This window comes from Mongoliibacter sp., assembly GCF_007692705.1.
Lineage (GTDB): Bacteria > Bacteroidota > Bacteroidia > Cytophagales > Cyclobacteriaceae > Mongoliibacter.
This window is the reverse complement of sequence record NZ_REBN01000233.1, coordinates 1-22,592: the sequence shown is the minus strand read 5'-3', so window position 1 is coordinate 22,592 and position 22,592 is coordinate 1. Positions and strand designations below refer to the sequence as shown.

At 37.9% G+C, this 22,592-nt stretch carries 16 protein-coding genes; 9 read left to right on the top strand and 7 right to left on the bottom strand.

Going from position 1 to position 22,592, the window contains the following annotated elements; translation table 11 throughout:
* Window positions 1-10 precede the first annotated feature (10 nt).
* Both EA341_RS16450 and EA341_RS16445 read right to left on the bottom strand, forming a co-directional pair.
* Window positions 11-1,711, bottom strand: a complete 1,701-nt coding sequence (locus EA341_RS16450) for a peptidase domain-containing ABC transporter (RefSeq protein WP_293016262.1) — start codon at window positions 1,709-1,711, stop codon at window positions 11-13.
* Window positions 1,701-2,381, bottom strand: a complete 681-nt coding sequence (locus EA341_RS16445) for a TetR/AcrR family transcriptional regulator (protein ID WP_293016261.1) — start codon at window positions 2,379-2,381, stop codon at window positions 1,701-1,703. The genes EA341_RS16450 and EA341_RS16445 overlap by 11 nt, the downstream gene beginning before the upstream one ends.
* 365 nt (window positions 2,382-2,746) lie before the next feature.
* On the opposite strand from EA341_RS16445, the gene EA341_RS16440 reads away from it, so the two are divergent.
* The 3 genes from EA341_RS16440 to EA341_RS16430 all read left to right on the top strand — a co-directional run bounded on the left by EA341_RS16440 (window position 2,747) and on the right by EA341_RS16430 (window position 7,922).
* Window positions 2,747-5,989 carry a TonB-dependent receptor gene (locus tag EA341_RS16440; protein WP_293016260.1) on the top strand — a complete coding sequence of 1,081 codons (3,243 nt, stop codon included), beginning with the start codon at window positions 2,747-2,749 and terminating at the stop codon, window positions 5,987-5,989.
* 239 nt (window positions 5,990-6,228) lie between these two features.
* Window positions 6,229-6,888, top strand: coding sequence for a Crp/Fnr family transcriptional regulator (locus EA341_RS16435; protein WP_293016259.1), 660 nt, complete (start codon window positions 6,229-6,231; stop codon window positions 6,886-6,888).
* Window positions 6,882-7,922 carry an alpha/beta hydrolase gene (locus EA341_RS16430; protein ID WP_293016258.1) on the top strand — a complete coding sequence of 347 codons (1,041 nt, stop codon included), beginning with the start codon at window positions 6,882-6,884 and terminating at the stop codon, window positions 7,920-7,922. Before EA341_RS16435 ends, EA341_RS16430 begins: the two co-directional genes overlap by 7 nt.
* Here EA341_RS16430 and EA341_RS16425 read toward each other — a convergent pair whose 3' ends face one another.
* Window positions 7,923-8,825 (bottom strand): DUF1684 domain-containing protein, encoded by a 903-nt coding sequence (locus EA341_RS16425; RefSeq protein ID WP_293016257.1) that lies wholly within the window; start codon window positions 8,823-8,825, stop codon window positions 7,923-7,925.
* A gap of 138 nt (window positions 8,826-8,963) precedes the next feature.
* On the opposite strand from EA341_RS16425, the gene EA341_RS16420 reads away from it, so the two are divergent.
* The 5 genes from EA341_RS16420 (at window position 8,964) to EA341_RS16400 (ending at window position 15,019) form a co-directional block, all read left to right on the top strand.
* Window positions 8,964-9,725: a DUF1080 domain-containing protein gene (locus tag EA341_RS16420; protein ID WP_293016256.1), complete on the top strand. Its 762-nt coding sequence runs from the start codon at window positions 8,964-8,966 to the stop codon at window positions 9,723-9,725.
* Window positions 9,726-10,021: 296 nt separating this feature from the next.
* Window positions 10,022-11,635: an ABC-F family ATP-binding cassette domain-containing protein gene (locus EA341_RS16415; RefSeq protein WP_293016255.1), complete on the top strand. Its 1,614-nt coding sequence runs from the start codon at window positions 10,022-10,024 to the stop codon at window positions 11,633-11,635.
* A gap of 332 nt (window positions 11,636-11,967) precedes the next feature.
* Window positions 11,968-13,386: a sodium:solute symporter family protein gene (locus tag EA341_RS16410; protein ID WP_293016254.1), complete on the top strand. Its 1,419-nt coding sequence runs from the start codon at window positions 11,968-11,970 to the stop codon at window positions 13,384-13,386.
* Complete coding sequence (locus EA341_RS16405; RefSeq protein WP_293016253.1) at window positions 13,349-14,530, top strand: class I SAM-dependent rRNA methyltransferase; 1,182 nt, start codon at window positions 13,349-13,351, stop codon at window positions 14,528-14,530. Before EA341_RS16410 ends, EA341_RS16405 begins: the two co-directional genes overlap by 38 nt.
* Window positions 14,531-14,584: 54 nt before the next feature.
* Entirely contained in the window at window positions 14,585-15,019 is a 435-nt protein-coding gene (locus EA341_RS16400) for a hypothetical protein (RefSeq protein ID WP_293016252.1), read from the top strand.
* A gap of 47 nt (window positions 15,020-15,066) precedes the next feature.
* On the opposite strand, the gene EA341_RS16395 is transcribed toward EA341_RS16400, so the two are convergent.
* Together EA341_RS16395 and EA341_RS16390 are read right to left on the bottom strand one after the other, a co-directional pair.
* Window positions 15,067-18,201: an AsmA-like C-terminal region-containing protein gene (locus EA341_RS16395; protein ID WP_293016251.1), complete on the bottom strand. Its 3,135-nt coding sequence runs from the start codon at window positions 18,199-18,201 to the stop codon at window positions 15,067-15,069.
* 80 nt (window positions 18,202-18,281) lie between these two features.
* A complete protein-coding gene (locus tag EA341_RS16390) occupies window positions 18,282-19,736 on the bottom strand; it encodes a sulfatase (RefSeq protein WP_293016250.1) in 1,455 nt (484 codons plus the stop codon).
* 152 nt (window positions 19,737-19,888) lie between these two features.
* Here EA341_RS16390 and EA341_RS16385 point away from each other — a divergent pair, with 152 nt between their 5' ends.
* Window positions 19,889-21,100: a PQQ-dependent sugar dehydrogenase gene (locus EA341_RS16385; RefSeq protein ID WP_293016249.1), complete on the top strand. Its 1,212-nt coding sequence runs from the start codon at window positions 19,889-19,891 to the stop codon at window positions 21,098-21,100.
* Window positions 21,101-21,129: 29 nt separating this feature from the next.
* Here EA341_RS16385 and EA341_RS16380 read toward each other — a convergent pair whose 3' ends face one another.
* Window positions 21,130-21,573, bottom strand: coding sequence for a DinB family protein (locus EA341_RS16380; RefSeq protein ID WP_293016248.1), 444 nt, complete (start codon window positions 21,571-21,573; stop codon window positions 21,130-21,132).
* A gap of 12 nt (window positions 21,574-21,585) precedes the next feature.
* On the bottom strand, window positions 21,586-22,592 hold a 1,007-nt coding region (locus EA341_RS16375), incomplete at its 5' end, for an ATP-dependent 6-phosphofructokinase (protein WP_293016247.1).

Sequence of the window (22,592 nt, the reverse complement as noted above, 5' to 3'; positions counted from 1 at the left end):
ACTTATTGGGTTATCTCTTTTTACCATCTAAATACACCTTTGAATCTCCATCAAATTTCAATTTACCTTGATGAAGTTCTATCACTCTTGGGAACATATCGATAATTTCTTCTTCTTCTGCAACCAAGATGACTGTCCAGTCTTTTTCTAGTATATATTTCATTATCCTTTCTCTATCCTCACTTTCAAAAGGCGAAATAATATTCTCAAGCAACAATGCCTTAGGATTATTAACAAGGCATCTGGCAAGGATAATCTTACTGATTACCAACCTACTGAGATTCTTTCCTTCAGGTAACAACTTAGTTTCCCAATCATCATGAAGCTTGAATATATATTCCTTAAGCCCTACAAGTTCTATTATTTCACGGACGTGTTTCTCATCAACGTCTTTTTGTAAGGTAATATTTTCATATATAGTACCGTGAAAAATCGACTGATAAGTAAGACTGTCTCCAATAAAACTCCTCAACTTATCTAGATTCATAGTATCAATAGGGAGACCGTTGACTATGATTCTACCACGATACTCTCCGTAGAGCCCTGCCATCAAATTCATCAAAGTACTCTTGCCACTTCCACTATTACCAGTGAGGACCACTTTTTCACCTGGCCTCAGTTCAAATGTGAGATCATTGATAATATCAAAATCTGACATATTATTCTTGTAGCTCAAATTTCGAACATCAAAGTGAAGGCCTGCATTATCGGAAGTAAGGGATTTTTCGGTACCTGATGTCCTTTCCATAGGAAGATCCATAATCTGACCTATTTTCTCTGTAGCTACCAGCGTATCGTACACAGTCTCCAAAGATAGAATGACTTTTTCTACGGAACTTACAATTAAAATGATGATAACTTCAGCAGCAATAAACTGGCCTATACTAATTTGATCATCTATCAATAATATACTACCGACTACCAATAGCGTCGTTACGATCAAAGCCTTAAAAACAATCATCACTTTATATTGGAGCACGAGGACCGCAAAGTGCTTATTCCTGAAATCCACATAAGATTCCAGCAATTTATCTATAGTATTGAATGGTAATTTGGAATTTCCGGCCAATTTGAAGGTGGCCATAGTTCTACCTATTTCTTCAAGCCAATATGCGGTCTTATATTTTTGGGTAGAAACTTTCAGGTTTGTTTCCATACCTCTAGGGCTAGTATAATAGAAGATTACAGCTACGAGGGCCAGAAGAATTACCGAGAAAATAACGAAGAAAACATTGTAAAGAGCCAATAGGATCATTCCAAAAAAGATCTGTACTGTAGCAAATGAAAAATCAATTAAGATCTTTGCCATACCTTTTTGGAGATTGACAGCATCAAAAAATCTATTGACCAATTCTGGTGTATGTTTTTCCTGTAATGCATCCAGTTTCAACCTTGGCAACCTGTAAGCAAAACTAAAACCGGTTTTAGTAAATATCCTTTGTTCAAGTTTCTCCGTGAGATACAACTGGGAAATTTGCAAAAACCCACCGAAAGTAATTCCGATAGCCACTACTAAGACCATTATCAGCCATGCCGTACTTACTCGACCTCCAAGAACAAAATTAACTATGGCTTGGATGCCTAGTGGAAGAATCAAAGACACGCCACCGTTGAGCAAGGAATAGAAGTATATCGCATATACTTCCTTTTTTTCTTCTTTAAGGAGTTTGAAAAACCTCCTTAGAGGGGTGATGGTATAATCAATTTTCATTTTCTATGGTTTTGAAAACTAGGTTATTGAAAAAATCTATTCTCCTTTCGTCTCCGGGTTGATACTCCGTCAATGCAGGCAAATGTCGGGAATAATAAGACTGCATAAGACTGGATTCCATCACTGTGGAAACCAATGTTTTTGGAAACTCAAACCTTGGATTAACTTCAAGGACTAGGTGGGCAATTCTTTCACCTAACTTGTGGTAATGATTGAAAAAACCTTTTTTATATTCTTCATCAACCTCTTTTGTCATAATGGCCTTTGTTGCTTCGTCGGTCAATAGTCTTCTAAGTTGAACAGGATCTATAAAATCGTTTTGGGTGAAGATAGGCCCTTTAACCAAAATTTTTATAGCTATTTTCAATTTTTTCCGTGAATCAGTCAAATTGGCGGTAGCGTAAACAAGATTTTGTTCCAAATAACCCCAATACCATGAGGTGAGGAAAAGCAAAAGTTTGTGCTTATTATCAAAATACCTATAAATAGCAGATTCGGTACAGCCCACATTCATTGCCAATTTTTTGAAAGTAAAATGTTCAAAACCCAAGTCAATCAAAAGAACTAGACTTTGAGAAATTATTTCCTTTCCCAAATCAGAGCTGAAGGGGTCTTTAATGTAGATATTCGGGTTAATATCTACTCTTATTTTCTGAAGGATTCTTTCCATTCGGTTTTTTTCAAAACAAAAGCATAACGGTAAGAGCTTACCAAAAGTTTATGCAAATATTCAAAAAGTTTGTAATACTCACTAAAACAGTTCTTAAAAATATTCAAGCAATTATAAGAACGGATTCATTTCCCAATGGAGCGGTTATTTTTTCGGTGCTGAATCCGCCAGCATAAAAGCTACAACAATCCTATAAACATAGGATGTCACTCCGTATCAAGGATAAATTGAAAACAAAGAAACATCAATTTAAAATTTCCTAAAAATTACGAATAGGTTAAGAAATACCAATTGTCGTATGACGACAATTGGTGGTGGTGTCACTGTGGTAGATTTAAATTTCTAAACCTTAATTATCTACCAAAATGAAAACAACATTACAATTTATGATTTGGGCAATCTGCTGCTCTTTACTGTTTGAGAACCCTATTTTTGCACAATCTGCTTCAGCTTCACTCTTTGGAGTAGTTCGATCAGCAGAAGGTGAAACATTACCAGGAGCCAATGTAATTATCAAAAATGAGTCTACTGGTTTTACAACGGGTGCGGTTACCAATTTAGATGGCCGATTTCAGATCAATCAAATTCCGCTTGGAGGCCCTTACAGTGTAAAGGCTTCATTTGTAGGTGAGGGAAGTTTGGAAAAAAAAGGTTATCAACTGAATCTTGGAGACCAAGTAAGAGTTGATTTTGATTTACGGGATGGTGAGGGAACATTGGAAACAATAGTTATCAGTGCCGACGACTATGCACCAAACAGGGTTTCCCCCATAGGATCGGGAACAAGGCTTGGTATGACTGAGATTAAATATATGCCTACGAATGGACGTAGTTTCCAGGATTTAGCCAACTTAGCTCCTACTACCTCACCTGGAGGATCATTGGCTATTGGCGGTACTAGAGTAAGTTCTACAGCTATTACTCTAGACGGTGGCAACCAAAGGTTTATGATGAACGGAGGGTTAATTTCACAGTATACGGTTTCAATGGAGGCTATCCGGGAATACGAAATAACCACCAACGAATATAATGTCATGGAAGGCCGTCAAGGTGGTGGTGCCATCAATGTGGTGACCAAGTCTGGAACCAATGAAATGTCAGGTTCCGCATTTTTCTTCAATAGAAATCAAGCACTCACAGCAGATCAGGACTATATAGGAAGGCCAATCAATGATTTCAATGTGAATCAATATGGTTTTTCATTAGGTGGTCCTATCATCAAGGATAAATTACACTTTTTTGCTGCTTTGGATTTTGAAGACAGAAGTGAACCATTTGCAATTATAGATGTAAGAGATTCCCAAACCGAAAGATTGGAACAAATCACACAGCAAAGTTTAGACAGGTTTATCAATATCCTTGAAGAGCGATATGGCTTAGACCCCAACAGACAACAAACAGGGTTATTTAACAGAAGACCTACCAACAGAACAGTTTTCGCCAAACTCGATTGGCAAATCAACGAAACCCATAAACTAACCTTTCGAAACAATTTCTTTTGGGGAGAAAATGAATTTGTCATTGGTGGTGATGCCACGGCCTTAGCTGACTCTAGAGGAGACATTAAAATTTTCGGTGCCAATAGTCAACTGGCATTGAGATCTACATTTTCTTCAAAACTTACCAATGAATTGAAGCTTCAGTATTTACGTGCACAGAGAGATTTTCCAGCAAGATCATTTGCACCCAGAGGTTTTGTAGGAATTGAATCTTTTCAGGAAGATGGAACTAGGTTATTTAGACAATTCCAATTTGGCGGTAATAGAATTGCTCCAGAGGAACAAGGAGAGCAACAATTTCAGTTGATCAACACTACTTATCTACAGACTGGTAAAATCTTTTGGACCTTCGGGACAGACAATATGGTAACTTTTACCAACACCCTAAACACCAACGAACAAGGTGGCCTATTCCAATTTGCCAGTCTTGATGCCCTAGAGGAAGGCAGGGCTTTCCAGTATTCTAGATTGGTACCAAACGCACCTGATGGAAGATACGCCCCAAAACTAAGACAGACTGCTTTGGATTTGTCTGCTTTTGTTCAGGCAGAGACCAGCCTCACAAACAAACTAAGTGCAATGTTAGGCTTGAGGTGGGATGCAACTGTTTTTATGACCACTCCTGATTTCAACCCTCTCGTGCAAAGTGAACTAGGCAGAAGAACTGACGTGGTTGCAAGAGATTACAATAATATTCAACCTAGATTCCAATTGACCTATGACTTCAATGAAGATCAAAGAAATGTCTTGAAGTTCGGTATAGGAGGATATTCAGCCAACATTGTGCATTGGGCACAATTATCCAACATCCTGCAATCAGGTACAATTCTAACAGACCTTTTACTTACTGGCGCAGATGTACCTACCCCCAATTTCCCCAATTATATAGCTGATCCTTCTACTGTGCCAGGAGTTCCAGTGGGAGGAACAGGAAGATCTCCATACATTAATTTGATCGGTGAAGATTTTGAAGCACCATACACATGGAAAGGAAATTTGGCTTATAGAAGATTTATGACCAATGAATTTTACCTTGGTGCAAACGCCTATTTTGCAAGAACAATTAATAACTACAGGTATCAGGACCTCAACTTAAGGGAGGATTTTGCTTTCAATCTAGCAAATGAAAATAATAGAGGTGTATATGCCAATCCTGACCAGATCACTCCTGTCAACCTTAATAACCCAGGAGTAGTGGTATATCCCATAAACCCGTCAGTAGTCAATGCAAATGAAAACCTGGGAAGGGTTTTGGAACTTAACGGTGATTCCGATATATGGCAGAGGGGAATTATTTTCGAATCAGGCTATATATTTCGTAAGGGCGGAAGCATCACTGGTACTTTCACAGTCAATAGGACAGAGGACAATAATTCATACAATTGCTGTATTGCCAGAACATCAGTGCTAACAGCAATAGTAGATGATCCAAGAGATCTAGCAGCCAATAGAGGAGGTGCCAATACTGATTTTAGACATAAAATTGTTTTGTTCGGTACTTCACCAGCTTTCAAAAACATGAGGATTTCAGCTCGATACGTGGGCCAGTCTGGACTGCCTTGGTCACCTTTGGTTTTTGGAGATATTGTAGGTGATGGAGCAGGACTTTTGATCAATGCCAACAAGAGAGCGTTTATTTTTAACCCAGAAACAATTAGAGCAAATCCAAATGCTACTCCGTTTGAAACGCTTATCGCAGAAGGGATGGAGGGAGTACTCGGAAATTCTGATAATATAGCACGTGGACTGCTTATAGATAATTTAGGAGAGATTGCTCCAAGAAATGAAATCTACAATCCCTTCTGGCATAATGTGGACGTCAGGTTCACATTTAATATTGATAATACTATCATAAAAAATATGGGAAAAGGTAACTTAGAACTCATAGCTGAAGTATTCAATTTTACCAACCTGCTAAATTCAGAATGGGGTGGTGCACCAACAGTTCCTGGAGGTAATCAGGTATTACTTCAGACCCTGGGCCTTGATCCAATTGCACTACAACAGGGCAACCCTCAGTATGCTTATCGGGTGAACCCTACCTTTGGAGAAACGGTAAGAGCAAATCCTCCCTACCAAGTACAGATTGGAGCACGTTATACTTTCTAATATCAACAGAATATCAAGTTTCAAGAGCTGCTAGTTTAGCAGCTCTTGTTTTTTTACCTTCATTTCTAAAGTTAAAATTGAAGGTAATATGCAATTAGAAACTTGGAGAAATTGATATGTGTAATGGACCACTTCATGTAGGGTTAATGTTAATATAACTTTCTAAAAATTTAATATTCCCTTTACAGTGCATGGTGTTTTATAAACTAATTTTAGACTCATTTAAGTATGAAATTATTATGGAACCTTTAACCGAATTGATTTGCACAGCTGGAGAAAAGATCAGAATCTTACAACTTAATCCACTTAAAGAAGAAAGTCCAAAACTCATTTGGGTCAAAAAAGGAATAGCCAAAATATTTGCCATCAATGACAGCGGCGTAAAAGTGAATACCGATTTGATTTTTGAAGGGGAGTTTTTTTTGAGTTCCAGTGCTAATTATAAAAGTCAAGACCTATTTTTCTTAGAAACCCTTAAGTACTCTGAAATGGTCAGTATTCCATTAAGCTACTTAAATTCATCCCAGGTAAATGGGCTTTCAGAAAAATTAATCTACTGCTATAACCAAAGACTACAAAGAATACACCAACAAAAAGCCAAAAACCACGACCTGGATCTCGTAGACAGAATTCTTTATCTACTGGTAGATTTTTGCAGAATTTATGGTTTCAAAGTTGGGGAAAACTATGTGATGCCAAATTTTTTCACTCATGATGATTTGGCCAGCATGTTGAAGACATGCCGGCAAAATATCACATCAAGTCTGAATGAGCTGAAAAGAGCAGACTTACTTTTTTATAACCGTAGAGAAATAAGATTTGAAAAGAGTATATTTGAAGGCAGTAAAGCAGTTCAAGAATCTGTTTATTTTGAGAGTAACATCGAATCGATATGCTGAAAAAAATCCTGATTTCCATAATGGCCATAGCTATTATTATTGCAGTTGTATACACTTTCGGGCCAAGAGAGAGGATTCAAAGTCTAGATGGTGAATATCCAAAAATGCCTTCCAGGATCGCTGAGATCGAATCTTATGTCTTTTCAAAAAATGATACTGTGCAGGGTCTCAAGCCTGGCAATGAAGCAAAAATCATTTGGGCAGATAGTATACACAAAAGCAAAACCCCCTACTCTATTGTTTATGTTCATGGATTTGGAGCGAGCGAAAGAGAAGGAAGCCCTGTCAACCGTGAACTGGGCAAACATTTTGGAGCTAACGTTTACCTCCTACGTCTTCCTGAACACGGGATTTCGCGACCTGACGCATTTAAGCATCTAACAGCCCAAAGCTTACTAGACGAAGTCAGAGAAGCCTATATGATAGGGAAAAGCTTGGGTGATTCCGTGATTGTGGTAGGCACATCCATGGGTGGAGCCTTGTCACTTGTACTTGCATCAGAGCGGCCTGACATGAAAGCTTTGGTGCTTTACTCTCCCGCAATCAGAGAAGGAGGTGATGCATTAGAACAGTTTTTCCGTCCATGGTCTAAGTATCTAGCCGAAAATTTTATATATGAAAATGGAGTGATCAATACACCACGAGAGGGAGATAAAGCAAAATACTGGTCTGAACAATATCATGTCAATTCCTATTCAAGTCTGGCAGTTTTGTTAAGAAGTAAAATGAATGAAGAAACCTTCAAAGATGTAAACCAACCTCTTTTCTTAGGATATTATTACAAGAATGACGAGGAACAGGATTTTGTGGTTTCTGTCCCAAAAATGCTTGAGATGTACGAAGCGGTCTCTACACCTGAAGTAGCTAAGAGAAAAGTAGCTTTTCCAGAATCAGGCGACCATGTAATAGCTTCCGATATTACTTCGGAGGACTGGGAAGGTGTGCTCAATGAAACCATAGACTTTTTGGAAAATGTAGCTAAAGTCAGGAAAAACCCAGCAAATAAAACAGATGAGTTAAAGGAAGCAGCCTAATCAGTGCTTTCCAAAATCTCTTTGCCCAGCAGTAATAGCCAGATCAAGCACATTTTGTCTTGGAGGTAATGGACAGGTTGCGTAGGAAGTATAAACACAAGGTGGATTATATGCTTTATTGAAATCCAGAATTATTTCGTCAGTAGAAAAATCTCGGTCTACATACATATATCTACCTCCTCCGTAGGTTTGATCTCCACTGGTATTATCTGCAAACATTAAAAATAACTCCAGATCATCCGGATTTGCCAAAGCATCGATTCTATATTGTTTTCCTTCAATTTCAAATTCAACATAGCCCGAAGAAGCATTGGGAGTCACTTGTCCAACTACATTTGTAATCAATACTTCTTTAACTGGCTCGTAAGAAATAAATTTTGCTTTTACTCTCCATTTCAAATCCACCGGAAATCTATCTACACCCTCAAATTCCAGTACATCTTTGGCATTAAGGTCACGAAGTCTGACGGCAAAGCCATCCCCTCTTTTTATGATATTCCAATGAAGGCTCATAAACTCCATATGTCCGTCAAAACCATTTGCCAAGTCAAAAACAAGAATATTTTCCTGTATTTTATTACCATCCAATAACACCCCCTCCAAAACTGGTTCAAAATAGACTTTATCGTTGACCAAAGTAAAAGACCCTATCTCTTCAGGGAAATCTTGTGCATGAATTTTGAGGTCAACATCACCCGTCCCAAAGCTGTTAGTACCATATTCTAGCCAGTGCAAACCTATGAGATTGAGCCAGCTTTCGTCAGAACGTAAGAATTCCATTTGACTTTGATGCCAAGAATTCACTTCTTCTAGATGTGCTTCAGCTGAAATTTCAGACTCTTGGCTTGACTTACAAGAAGCCAGTCCCACTAATATTATTGTATAAATCAGTATTCTTTTCATTCAAATATTATTCATGGCCGAATATAAACAGTTTTTAAACCTCTAAAATACTCTTAATGCTAATTTGCAAGATTATGTAAGTTTTACACAATAAAAATAATCAAATTGTTAAATATTAATCCTAAACCTGAGATACCTATGCAGAAATTACGACTTGTAATCCTTTTTCTTTTTTCATTTAGTCTTCATACAAAAGCTCAAATTGGAATCGGCGCTGAGAAACCAGAAAATGCAAAAATGCTATTTGACGGAAGTAGGGAAATGTTAGACGAAAAATGGACTTATTGGGATGGCCCCAGATTAGCAGCAGAATTGCCAATCAAATGGCAAATCGTAAATGATCCTATAGATGGGGGAACTGTCATGAGCAGTAATGATCCTGGTGGTGCCGGAGGAAAATATGGTGCCGCAGATATTGTGACAAAAGATGAATTCAAAGACTTTAGGCTTCATGTGGAATTTTTGGTAGAGGAGGAAGGTGGTAATTCCGGTGTCTATCTTCAAAACCGGTATGAAATTCAGATCCTTGACGGAGATTATGGTCTTCATGGAATGGCCGCAATCATCAATGAGCATTTACCTTCGCAAGAGGCTTACAATGGAACTGGTAAGTGGAATGCCTATGATATTAATTTCAAGGCTGCGCGCTTTTCGGAAGGAATATTAACTGATAAAGCAAGGGTCACCATTTATTTTAATGGAAAAAAAATCCACGAGGACAAAGAAATCCAACAAGTCTGGGGAGGACCAAATTCAGGAATTGATGGAGGCAATAATGGTGGAAAAGGAATCACTGATCGTCCAGGAGGTATAAAGCTTCAAGCTGAAGGACACAGTGTGCTTTTCAGAAATATTTGGATCGTAGAGGACGACAAAAAAAATAAAGGAACGGATTTTTAGGACATATTAAATGATAGAAAATTTTTACCAGCAATGTCAGCCGTGTCCGACAAACAGATGGTTTTACAATATGTTGGTATCAGATATTTTTTCTATTTGTTCTAAAGTATTTTTAATATTAACTAAACAAGTCTATTGGTGAGAAGGCAGAAAATCATGTAATAGAAAATAAAAATGCTGGATTACGGGAAATCCAGCATTTTTATTTTGAGAAATACCATAGCAAAAGTCAAGGATATTTACTGATTCTTTAAGATTTGACTATCTTTGCACCTCTAAATTTTAAAAAGCAATCCATGATTTCAGTAGATAACCTAACGCTCAAGTTTGGCAAAAGAACCTTATTCGAAGATGTTAATTTAAAATTCACACCGGGGAATTGTTATGGTGTGATCGGTGCCAATGGAGCAGGAAAGTCGACATTTTTGAAGATCCTATCCGGTGATCAGGACAGTACTTCGGGAAGAATCAACATTACACCTGGTCAAAGGATGGCTGTATTGAAGCAGAATCACTTTGAGTTTGATGAGGTAGAAGTACTCAAGACTGTTATCATGGGGCACAAAAAGCTTTATTCTATCATGGCAGAAAAAGATGCCATTTATATGAAAGAAGATTTTTCAGAAGCCGATGGAATCAAGGCTTCTGAACTAGAGGCGGAATTTGCAGAAATGGATGGATGGAATGCTGAGTCAGATGCAGCTTCTATGCTTTCTGGACTTGGTATTCCTGAAAATCTGCATTATATGCAAATGAAAGAACTTGCAGGAAACCAGAAAGTAAGGGTATTGTTAGCACAGGCTCTTTTTGGAAATCCTGATATTCTCATATTAGATGAACCTACAAATGACCTTGATTCTGAAACCATCAATTGGCTTGAAGACTTCTTGGTCAATTTCAAAAACCTGGTAATTGTTGTTTCTCACGATAGACACTTCTTGGACGCAGTATCCACACATATTGTGGATATTGACTTTGGTAAAATCAAAATTTATTCTGGTAACTATACCTTCTGGTATGAATCATCCCAGCTTGCTGCAAAACAACGTTCTGATCAGGGTAAAAAGGTAGAAGAAAAAAGGAAGGAACTTCAAGAATTTATCGCAAGATTTTCTGCCAATGTGGCTAAATCCAAGCAGGCTACCGCTAGGAAGAAAATGCTTGAAAAACTGAATGTGGATGATATAGAACCTTCCACAAGAAAGTATCCTGGTATCATGTTCAAACCTGAAAGAGAAGCTGGCGATCAGATTCTCATGACAGAGGGACTTGAGCTCAAAGATGAAAACGCTGTGTACTTTACTGATGTCAACCTGATGGTAGATAAAGGAGATAAGATTGCATTTATTTCCAAAACCAAGCAGGCTGTAACCAAATTTTTCCAAACCATCATGGAGGACATCCCAACACAGAAAGGGAGTTTCAAGTGGGGTGTAACCATAAATAAAGCATACTTACCAAATGACAACTCTAAGTTTTTCAATTCTGAGTTGAATTTAATTGATTGGCTGAGGCAATACTCTACCAATCAGGAAGAGGCATATGTAAGAACTTTCCTAGGTAGAATGCTTTTTACAGGTGAAGAGACGCTAAAAAAATCTTCCGTCCTTTCTGGAGGAGAAAAAGTAAGGTGTATGATTTCTAGAATGATGCTTCAAAACCCTAACCTCTTGGTAATGGATGAGCCCACCAACCATTTGGATTTGGAATCAATTACCGCTTTTAATAATGCTATCGTTGAATTTAGCGGTACGGTATTGATGACTTCATATGACCATGCTTTTGTGCAGTCTACAGCGAACAGAATTATTGAATTCACCCCAAATGGTACTATTGACCGAAGGATGGCTTACGATGATTACTTGGAATCAGAAGAAATAAAAGTTTTAAGGGCGAAAATGTATTCATGAAATCAGATTGAAATGACATATGCTTCGCGATATAAAAGGAAATAAGCCTTCGGCGATGTAAGTTCCAAGTTTCAGACCTGATTTCCTGCCTTGAGGTCTGATGAGGGTATTTATTTCAACCTTATTTCAAATTATTGAACGATATAGGCTGCGTGATAATAATTAAAATATGCTCCTGCCTACCTGCAGGCAGGTTTGGCGATATAAGTTCCTAACTTCAGACCTGATTATCTGCCATGAAGTCTGATATGGGAATGTATTTCCACTTTATTTCAACCTTATTTCAATTATATTTCCTTTTTATTCTGATTGTATTTGAAAAATAATAGGCCTTGCTTCTAACAGCGATCATCATCTATATCCTCATCACGGTTGCCATTGGTGCTTGGTCTTCTAAGCTGGTCAAAAACTCCAATGATTTCGTCTTGGCTGGAAGACAGCTTCCCTTAGCACTCTCAGCTTCTGCCCTATTTGCTACTTGGTTTGGTTCAGAAACTATTTTTGGGGCTTCATCAGAATACCTGGATCATGGACTTCAGGGGGTAATCGAGGACCCTTTTGGAGGGGCACTTTGCCTGATTCTGTTTGGGGTATTTTACCTTAGGCCTATGTATAGAATGAAAGTTCTGACCATTGGTGATGTATACAAGAAAATCTTTGGGAAAAGGGTAGAGTTTTTCGCATCGATATTCATGATTCCACCTTATTTTGGCTACGTAGCTGCCCAATTGGTAGCATTATCTTTGATTTTTTCATCTATTTCAGACATCAGTATTTCGATGGGTATTGTATTGAGTGCAGGAATCGTTGTATTTTACACTTTTCTGGGTGGAATGTGGGCTATTTCCATCACTGACTTTATTCAGACTACCTTAATAGTAGTCGGCCTTATTTGGGTGGCTATTCTAGTTTCACAAAAAGCAGGCGGTGTAATGCCAATTCTGGAAGCTGCCCCAGAAGGAAGCTTTACCTTTTTTCCTGAACCAAGGCCAACTGCTTGGATTAACTACCTCGGGGCCTGGGCGATTTTAGGGCTGGGAAGTATACCCAGTCAGGACATCTATCAGAGAGTAATGTCAGCAAAATCTGAAAGGGTAGCGATAAGATCTACATACCTGGCTGGAACATTCTATGTCACTATCGGACTGCTGCCCCTATTCATCGCTTTAGCGGCCAAACACCTCTATCCTGAAATTTACCTGGAGAACAAACAATTACTCTTACCAGAAATGGTCTTGAGACATTCTGGAATACATGTGCAAATCCTATTCTTCGGCGCTCTCATTTCAGCAATCATGAGTACTACGAGTTCGGGTTTATTGGCTCCCTCTGCGATCATTTCCGAAAACCTGATCAAGCCCTATTTTGGTCGCAAACTAAAAGACCGACATTTTCTTTGGATTCTAAGAATCAATATCATCACAGTGGCCATCATCGCCACACTCATGGCTCAATGGAAAACCAATATCTATGAACTGGTAGCTGATGCTTCCATTCTGATGCTGGTTTCTCTCTTTGTTCCCCTTACCGCAGGTTTGTATTGGAAAAGGGCCTCAGAAATGGGTGCTTTAATGTCTATAGTTTTTGGAATGATCTCTTTCCTTGTCCTTTCAATTTACGATCTCCAGATTTATCCCCATATGCCTGCTTTAATGATTAGTGCTATCTTTATGGTCTTGGGCTCATATATATTCCCAAATAAAAAAACAACTCATGCTTTCATATCCAAAAATCCATCTACTCAGGAGTAAAGAAATATCCATTTTGAGAAAACACCATTGGATTTTCTCTGGCGCTATAGCTCAAAAAAGCGATGACCTCAAAAATGGAGAATTGGTACAAGTTTTCAGTGCCAAGGACACCTTTCTTGGAATAGGTCATTTTCAATACGGTTCAATTATGGTTCGAATGATCTCATTCGAAGAAATAGAAATCAACGTTGACTTTTGGAAAAAGAAAATTGAAAAAGCGTTGGAGATCAGAAAGGCCCTTGGACTATGGGAAAATGAACAAACCAATGTTTTTCGACTGATACATGGAGAGGGTGATGGTTTGCCAGGTCTTATTATCGATTATTATAATGGGACGGCAGTAATCCAAACACACCACGTCGGCATGTACCGCCACGTCAAGGATATTTCGGAAGCGCTTCAAATTGTTCTTGGAAATAAACTCAAATCAGTTTTCGATAAAAGTGCTGAAACTCTACCAAGAGATATTGGAGTAGAAAATCGTCTTTTATTTGGCAAACCAGACAGCAATTTAGTTTCTGAATATGGCAGTCGATATGAGATAGATTGGGAAAAAGGGCAGAAAACAGGCTTCTTCATAGATCAGAGGGAAAACAGAGATTTACTGGCAAAATATAGTCGTAATAAAAAAGTATTGAATACTTTCTGTTATTCTGGTGGGTTTTCCATAGCTGCCTTGAATGCGGGTGCCAAAGAAGTACATTCTGTGGATATTTCTGCTAAAGCTATTGAATTAACAGAGCAGAATTTATCCTTGAACCCTTCGATTGAAGGAAAACACAAGTCAATTGTTGCAGATGTGGTCAAATATATAAGGGAAATTGAAAATGATTATGATTTGGTCGTATTGGATCCACCTGCTTTTGCCAAAAACATCAAATCAAGACACAATGCAGTTCAAGCATACAAAAGATTGAATGCTGAAGCCTTGAGGCGAATTAAAAATGGAGGAATTTTATTTACTTTTTCCTGTTCACAGGTAGTCGATAAGCAATTATTTGCAAATACGGTCACTGCAGCAGCGCATGATGCTGGAAGAAACGTACGTATTCTTCATTATCTCTCACAGCCTGGAGATCATCCTATCAACATTTTCCATCCTGAGACGGAATATTTGAAGGGATTGGTTTTATTTGTAGAGTAATCTTTTGATCAAGATTTTCACACTATCTTTAGGTCTTCAAAATAATTAAAAAATATGTATACTGGTTTACAACATCTTCATTCAGGTCTCGCTTACCTGGTATTGTTAATTTTGGCTATTGTTTTTATAGCAGCCTTGATTGGATCTTTAACTAACAGAGCTTTTACAGAAAAGGATAGGAAATTGGCATTGGTAGGTTTTATACTTGCGCATGTACAATTACTCGTTGGTTTGATTCTTTATTTTGTTAGCCCCTTAGGATTTGCTCTATTGAAAGGTGGCGGTGCTATGTCTGACAGTGCGGCAAGATTGACTGCCTTAGAGCATCCATTGATCAATATAGTCGCTATTGTATTGATTACTATAGGGTATTCCAGAGCGAAAAAATTAACCGACAGCAGGGCCAAATTCAGGTCCATTTACATGATGTATGCGATTGGATTAGTTTTAATTTTGAGCAGAATTCCATGGACAAGCTGGTTAGGATAAATTTTAACCAAATCACATTTGAGAGCCAATTCGATTAAGGATTGGCTCTATTTATTTTTGTCTTTTCCCAATCCTATTTTATAGTCCTCCGGTGTACCTTTCATAGTAACATTCACAAACCTGACCCTCGAATTTGGATCTCTCATGATGATTTCATCTTCCTGATCAGCATCTACTTCATCTCTGGATTTTCCTCCAAAAAGAGACCTGAAGCCTACCTGGGTAACCAATCCTAATGGAATTCGGATAAAATAATCCATATTCAGGTCTAAACTTTGTTTGCCTGAAATCTCAATGAATCCTAAGCTGGAGTTGATATTCATCCTTGGAATATTGAGGACACCATCTTTTAAATCAAAAGTGTTTTTCAAGGTATCAAACCTTACATTACTCATATTTCTATCCTTGAAATATTCACCCATAGCGCTTAAAGGAGCAAAATTTACTAGCCTACCTTTATAAACAGTCAGTTCCATATTGGCCTCTGACTTTTCTAAAATTGGTGTAAGGTCAGGGTATACAAGAAAATTACTTTTTATAGTTCCTGACACCAAACCCTGCAGGTTCTCATTGATCAATTGATCCTGTCCAAAGTTTTCAAATTTGATGAGCAACTTGTCTAAATCCAACTTATCAGCCTTCATGGTACTATTAAAGTAAATATGTTCTGGATCAGAACCATTAAAATATCCGCTGATGCCCAAAGTACCCTCAGCAGCTCTCAGTCCTAAGGTATCTACATAGAGGTAGTGATTTTCTGTAGTTCTACCTTTAAAAGTCACATCTTCAAGCCAAAACGTATGGTAATTGAGCTTATTGACTTGTGCAGAAAAGTCCATATCAGAAAAAGGAAGTTCAAAAACATTGAAGGACTCCTCATGATTTACTTCTTGATCCATGGATTCAAAGCCTAACAAAGCGTCCAAATCCAAACTGTTTGCTACTAGGGAAAAATAGTTTCTCAACCCCTCTTTTGGCTCGCCTATCAAAAAACCTATATCAACATTAAAATCCGATTTACCTAACCTACCTTGTAAAGTCTCCACTGTTAGGTAATTTTCTTCATAATGAACTCTTCCCTTAAATTCCTCCAGCTTCAGAGGATGGAGTTTCATTTTTCCTTCAAGTCTTTCCAAATACAAATCCGCAGACTGAAAAACCTCATCATAGTTCAACTCAACTTTCCCTTTAAGCAGGACATCACTCAAAATTTCCTCCCGATAATCTTCAGGAAGGTAATTTACCCCATTGTAGTTCAACAAATCTTTGACAACCAAATTTTGAGAAACAAGGTCAAAAGTCATATTACTTTTACCTTTAGTATTTTCCTGAAACCATTTTGGATAATTATCTATACTTCCTGAAAAGTGAAAATCAGAAGTGTCAATCATCCCGATAAAATTTTTGATCTGCATACTTTGCTCATCGATCAGAATGTCTACATCAAAGTCATGGAATTCGTGCGGATAATTTTTCAATTTTGCATGGAAATCCTCTACTATAAACTCTCCTTTAGGTAAGAATTCAAAATTTCTTAACTCCTTTCCTGTAGATTCAAAAGCTAATTTTATTTCAAAATCTGATATCACCTCAGTCATTGAAGTATCCCCAGGTATCAATTGTCCCAAGTCTATTTTTGAAGCCTTAGCTTGTATTGTTGCTTTAACTTGATCCTCGTCCCCATGTAGCAAGGATGGTAAATCCACAAACGCTCCATTTATTGAGAAATCAGAGTCAAGAAGTTTGAAGCTCAGATTCTCCAATTCCATATCACCATCTCTCATAAAGGCCTTAGCATTCATCTGCCTTACGGGGTAAGGTAATTCCGGAATCGAAAAATTTAGATTTTTAACTAAAAGCTCACTTTGAAGACTGTTTTGAACGTCTCCTATAGTACCTATTCCACCTTCTATATCAATGAGCTCGTCAAAATCCATATTTAATATCACCTGCCCACTGATACCTAAAAGTCCTTCAATTTCAAAAAATTCTCCTAAAAAGCCCAAATCCAAATCGGCATTAAGATTGACCTTGACATATGGATTTTCAAAATCCCTTATCACCAACCTTCCCTGAAAAACTCCTTCATCGGGTCGGGCATTAAAATTTAGCAACTGAAACTCTGATGTCTTGAGACTCCTTTCTTTACCATTGGTAAAAAACCCAGTGAACCTCAACTCATCTACCTTCTTATTTATGCTCGGATTTAAGAAATAGGCATTGTCACATCCAAATTCTACAGCGATTTCAGGTACGTTTCCATTACCAGCTTTACCCCTTACGGTTCCGTTAAAAAAAACATCTCCTTCATTTTGATACCTTTTAAGAATAGTTGCTGTCTCATTTGGTAGAAATGCCGCAATAAGAGAAAAATCAGGTTTCTCACCTGTAAGCCTGATATCCATGTCAAGCTCCTCTCCTACCATTACAATTCCTGAAACGCCAAGTAATGCTTCTTCAAGTTGTATATTGGATTTGGAAATTGAAATCTTGGATAAGATCTCATCATAATCCAAACTAAGCCCCAAAGTTATATGCTTGTTAAAAAAAAATGTAGGTTCACCATTTTTTAAATAATCCAAAATTATGTCACCTCCCAAATTTACAAATATGTGATCTTGACTGATCTTAAAAGTGGCGCCCACTTTTTCCAAAAAAGCGTCTATGGCAGTATCATTGCCATGGTCATTATAAGAAAGTGAAATATTTTCAAAAAGAATTGAGGAAAGATCTATATCAAATCCCTCACTCTCCTGTGCGGAATCTTCCTCCATTTGAAAAGCATTAAGCAGGTTCAGTGCTCCTGATTCAGACTGGATTGCATCCACCTTTCCAGCACTTAACTTGATTGACTTTATATTATAATTTCCCGCGAAAATATCAGAAATGCTAAAGCCTACGTAGACATCCCCAACATGAAGAAGCGTATCTGAATAATTCCCTTTTTCTTCAAACAAACTAAGTCCCTCTAAGTCAATAGAGATATAAGGGAAATTTTTAAATGGCGAAATATGAGAATCAATAATTTGAATTTCTCCATTTATACTTTTATTGAGCCCCTGAACTGCTTTTTGTGTGAGCTGCTTTTGATTCTGGTAGAGTAAAAAAACTGCTACACTAGGGATAAGAATCAGGGATGTTAAAATTATACTGAGAATTATCCAGAATTTTTTATACTTCATTATGGGTATTCGGATTTAAATCACTTAAGTCAACGCAAGTTACGTGCCTTTGATTCTTAAATAATCTAAAATTCATTAAATCATTCTATTTTTCCAGGCTCTCTGTTGTTCGCTCCTTTCTTATTCAACAAAGCATCACCCATGTCTTGTCTTGCTAACTCGGCTAATTCAATCATTCTTTTCAAAATATCTGGATTCTCATTTATGACATTGTTACGCTCTGATGGATCACTTGGGATGTGGTATAATTGCATTTCATCCAAATCTATCATTTCATAATTTATTGGAATACCATCGTCCCTCACTTGTTGATTAGGCGCTATAGTCCTGTATATATGTGGAAAATAGAGTTTCCATTCGTCCATAATTACAGCTTGCAATTCATTTCTATTATAATATACATAATAGGCATCCTGTGGCGATTTTTTTGAATCGTCCATCACCATGGACCAAATACTTTTCCCATCAATTGGCAGCACAGGTTCCTCCGCACCCGTTATTTCTGCTATGGTAGGCAAGATATCTATACTCATGGCTGGGTTTAATTGTATTTTTCCTTCCGGTATTTTTCCTTTCCATTTCATAATTGCCGGAATTTTGACACCTCCATCCCATGAAGTGCCCTTTCCTTCTTTTAGAGGATAGGCTGAACCTGAATGAAGGGAATAAGATAGCCAAGGTCCGTTGTCAGAAAGGAAAATCACCAATGTATTTTCTTCCAAACCATTTTGCTCCAAAGCTTTCATCACCTGTCCGACTGACCAATCGATTTCCATGATCACATCTCCATACAAACCTCTTTCAGATTTACCTTTGAATTTTTCTGACACAAATAATGGAACATGTGGCATAGGATGAGCCAAGTAAAGAAAAAAAGGATTTTCTTTATTCCTTTTAATGAAATCCACTGACTTTTCCGTCAAAACAGTGGTCAGCATGCTTTGATCATTGTGCAAGGTATCTACAACTTTATCATTTTCATACAGCGGTAGAGGTGGGTAATAGTCTTTGGTCTCCGGATGGTTAGGCCACATATCATTGGAATAGGGGATCCCGAAATATTCGTCAAAACCCTGCTTTGTTGGTAAAAATTCAGGATGATGACCCAAATGCCACTTTCCGAAAATAGCCGTAGCATAACCTAAAGGTTTGAGCATTTCTGCAATGGTTGTTTCATTGGGGTTTAAACCATGCTTGCTCATATGATCCAGAGCTCCATGTATTCCAAGCCTATTTGAATAGGTGCCTGTCAATAAAGCTGCTCTTGATGCAGAGCAAACTGCCTGTGCCACATAAAAATTACTGAATCGTACCCCTTCCTCAGCCATTTTATCCAAATTAGGAGTCAAAATATCTGGTGAACCATAAATTCCAAGATCATTGTAACCCTGGTCATCAGTGAATACAATTACCACGTTGGGTAACTTTTTCCCCTCAGGATCAGACTTGGAAGCACAAGAAAAATTAAAGATTACAGAAACTAAGAAAATTGTATAGGGAAACAAGAAAACCTGTTTTGAGTGGATTGAATGCATGATTTTATGGTTGATTTTAGTTGAAATAACTTAATCTAACTTGAACTTCATAGGTATTTTGTAAAAAAAAACAATCCGCTTTCCTAATGGTCAATTATTTGTTCAAAATAGATCATGTAATCAGTTTTTTTCATGAAAAATCATTTAATGCTATGGAAAAATTTATTTATAAAATCATTTTGCTTACCTGGATTTTTTCAGGAATAGTCCCATCTGCAAATGCCCAAAAGGTGGTAAATAAAATAATAGAAGAAGAAATAGAAAGTGAAAAAGTTTCTTTTAAGGTAATCCAATTGGTAGAAGGTTTGGAACATCCTTGGTCTATCTCCTGGTTGGATGACGGAAGTATGTTGGTAACGGAAAGACCCGGAAGACTGCTTCTCATTGAGGGCGAAAAAATAACCTCACTCAAAAACCTCCCAAAAATAGATACGGACGAGGACCAGAAAACTGCTCCTGAAGGAGGTAATCAAGGCGGTCTTTTGGACGTTGTAGTCCACCCAAACTTCGCTGAAAATGGTTGGGTTTACTTTACATTTTCAAGTCCTGGTGATGACGATTCAAACTTTAGCAGTCACGATTATGCCACTGGTACAGCCTTGGCCAGAGCCAAATTATCTCCAGATAAAACAGAGTTGGTTGACTTGGAAGTTCTATACACTCAAATTCCAAGGACAGAGCCAGGAAGGCATTATGGAAGCAGGATTGTATTTCCTGGTGACGGCACTGTTTTATTCTCCATAGGTGATAGAGGTATCAGGTACCCTTCCCAAGACCTTACGGATCCGGCTGGGTCTATCGTACGTATCAAAGAAGACGGGGGTGCGCCAATGGATAATCCATTTGTCAATATGGCTCCAGGAAATTTAAGGCCGGAAATTTTTTCTTTTGGACATAGAAATAATCAAGGTCTGGCCATCAGCCCTGAAGGGCAAATCTGGAGCAGTGAACATGGTCCAAGTGGTGGGGATAAATTACACTTGATCAAAAAAGGTAAAAATTACGGTTGGCCTCAGGTGAGTCAAGGCGTAGAATATTCATCAGAGGCAAAAATTGGAATCGGGAAAGAAGCCCCCGGAATAGAAAAACCTAAGCACGTATGGAGGGAATCCATGGCACCATCTGGTCTGGCATTTCATACAAATGGAAAAATTGCGGATTGGGATGGAAATCTATTTGCCGGATCCCTTTACAAAAAACAACTTCATAGATTGGTTCTGGATGGAGAGGAAATTGTCCATGATGAAGTTTTACTTACTGAAAAAATCGGCAGGATCAGGGATGTAAGATTGGGTCCTGACGGCTTACTTTACCTTCTTACCGACCATTCGGATGGTGCTTTATTCAGAATAGAGCCAAATTAAAAAAGAGTCAGCAAATTGCTGCCTCTTTTTCACATATCCAATAATCTTCTATGGTAGTTGATTTGGCCTAAATGGTAATTCAGATGCGCTACCAAATGAAGTAGAAAAAACTCATAGGTCATAGGCTCATCAAAAACCATTTCAGGATAATTACGGGACAACCAATCCTCAGGAAATTGTAAAATCACGTGGGAAACAATCTGCTTGGTCTCATCTATTTGATTCAATAATTCAGTCCTTGAGATATTTTTTGATGAAAATTCTGATGCCTTATCCCTTTGGTATTCATTCTCTCCAATGACAGCTCCTATATAGTGATTCAAGTTACCTATTAAGTGAAGAGCCAGATTTCCTGCAGAGTTTTTAATGTCTCCTGAAATTTTCCAAAGATTTTCTTCAGAACGGAAAGCTGAAATTTCATTTTTTAACTTACTTAAATCTCTGTCAAAAATGTTCAAGAGTACTTCTTTCATATAAATTTGATTTTAATCGCCAAAAACTATACCCAATCCCCTTGCTCCATCAACTATAAAGCTGTTTTTATCTACGATATTATATTCTTTTGTGGCATTTTCCAGTGGAACTGACACAAAATCATTATTGACGAAAGCTGCCATTTTCCCGAATTCACCAGCTTGAACCATATCAAAAGCCTTCACACCGAATAATGATGCCAATACCCTATCAAATGCCATTGGCGTTCCTCCTCTCTGTACATGACCTAATACAGTTTCTCTAATCTCTGCTTTTATTCCTGCGTCTTTGAGTTGCTGGGAAAGCTGATAAGCAATTCCTCCTAACCTGACATGCCGAGACCCTTCATCACCTTCTCTGGATACAATTGTCCCTTCTAGTGGTTTGGCTCCTTCCGCAATCACAATATTCACAAAACCTCTCCCCTTTTTATACCTGGACTCAATCCTTTTGACAATCTTTCCGAGGTCATAAGGAATTTCGGGTATCAGACATATTTCTGCTCCACCTGCTATTGCAGTATGCAGGGCTATCCAGCCAGCATCCCTTCCCATGACCTCCATGATCATTACCCTGTGGTGACTTTCTGCGGTCGTTACCAATTTATCAAAGCTATCAGAAGCGATTTGTACTGCAGTTTGAAATCCAAAAGTCATATCTGTGGCCGAAAGATCATTATCTATAGTCTTAGGCACACCTACAATTGGAAGTCCCCTATCATAAAGTGCTTTGGAAATTTTTTGAGATCCATCCCCACCAATATTAATTACGGCATCAAAACCAAGCCCTTTAATTCTATCTGCCAGTTCCTGTGTTTTATCTACAAAAGTCACATTCCCATTCTCGTCTTTAACAGGAAAATGAAGTGGGTCTGCCTTATTTGTTGTTTTCAGAATAGTACCTCCCCTGACATGTATTCCGGCAGTTTTCTTACCATTTAGTTTGATAATTCTTGGGGGATCCTGGCTTACTCCATTAAATGCTTCCATACTTCCATATACTTCCCACTCTTTTGATT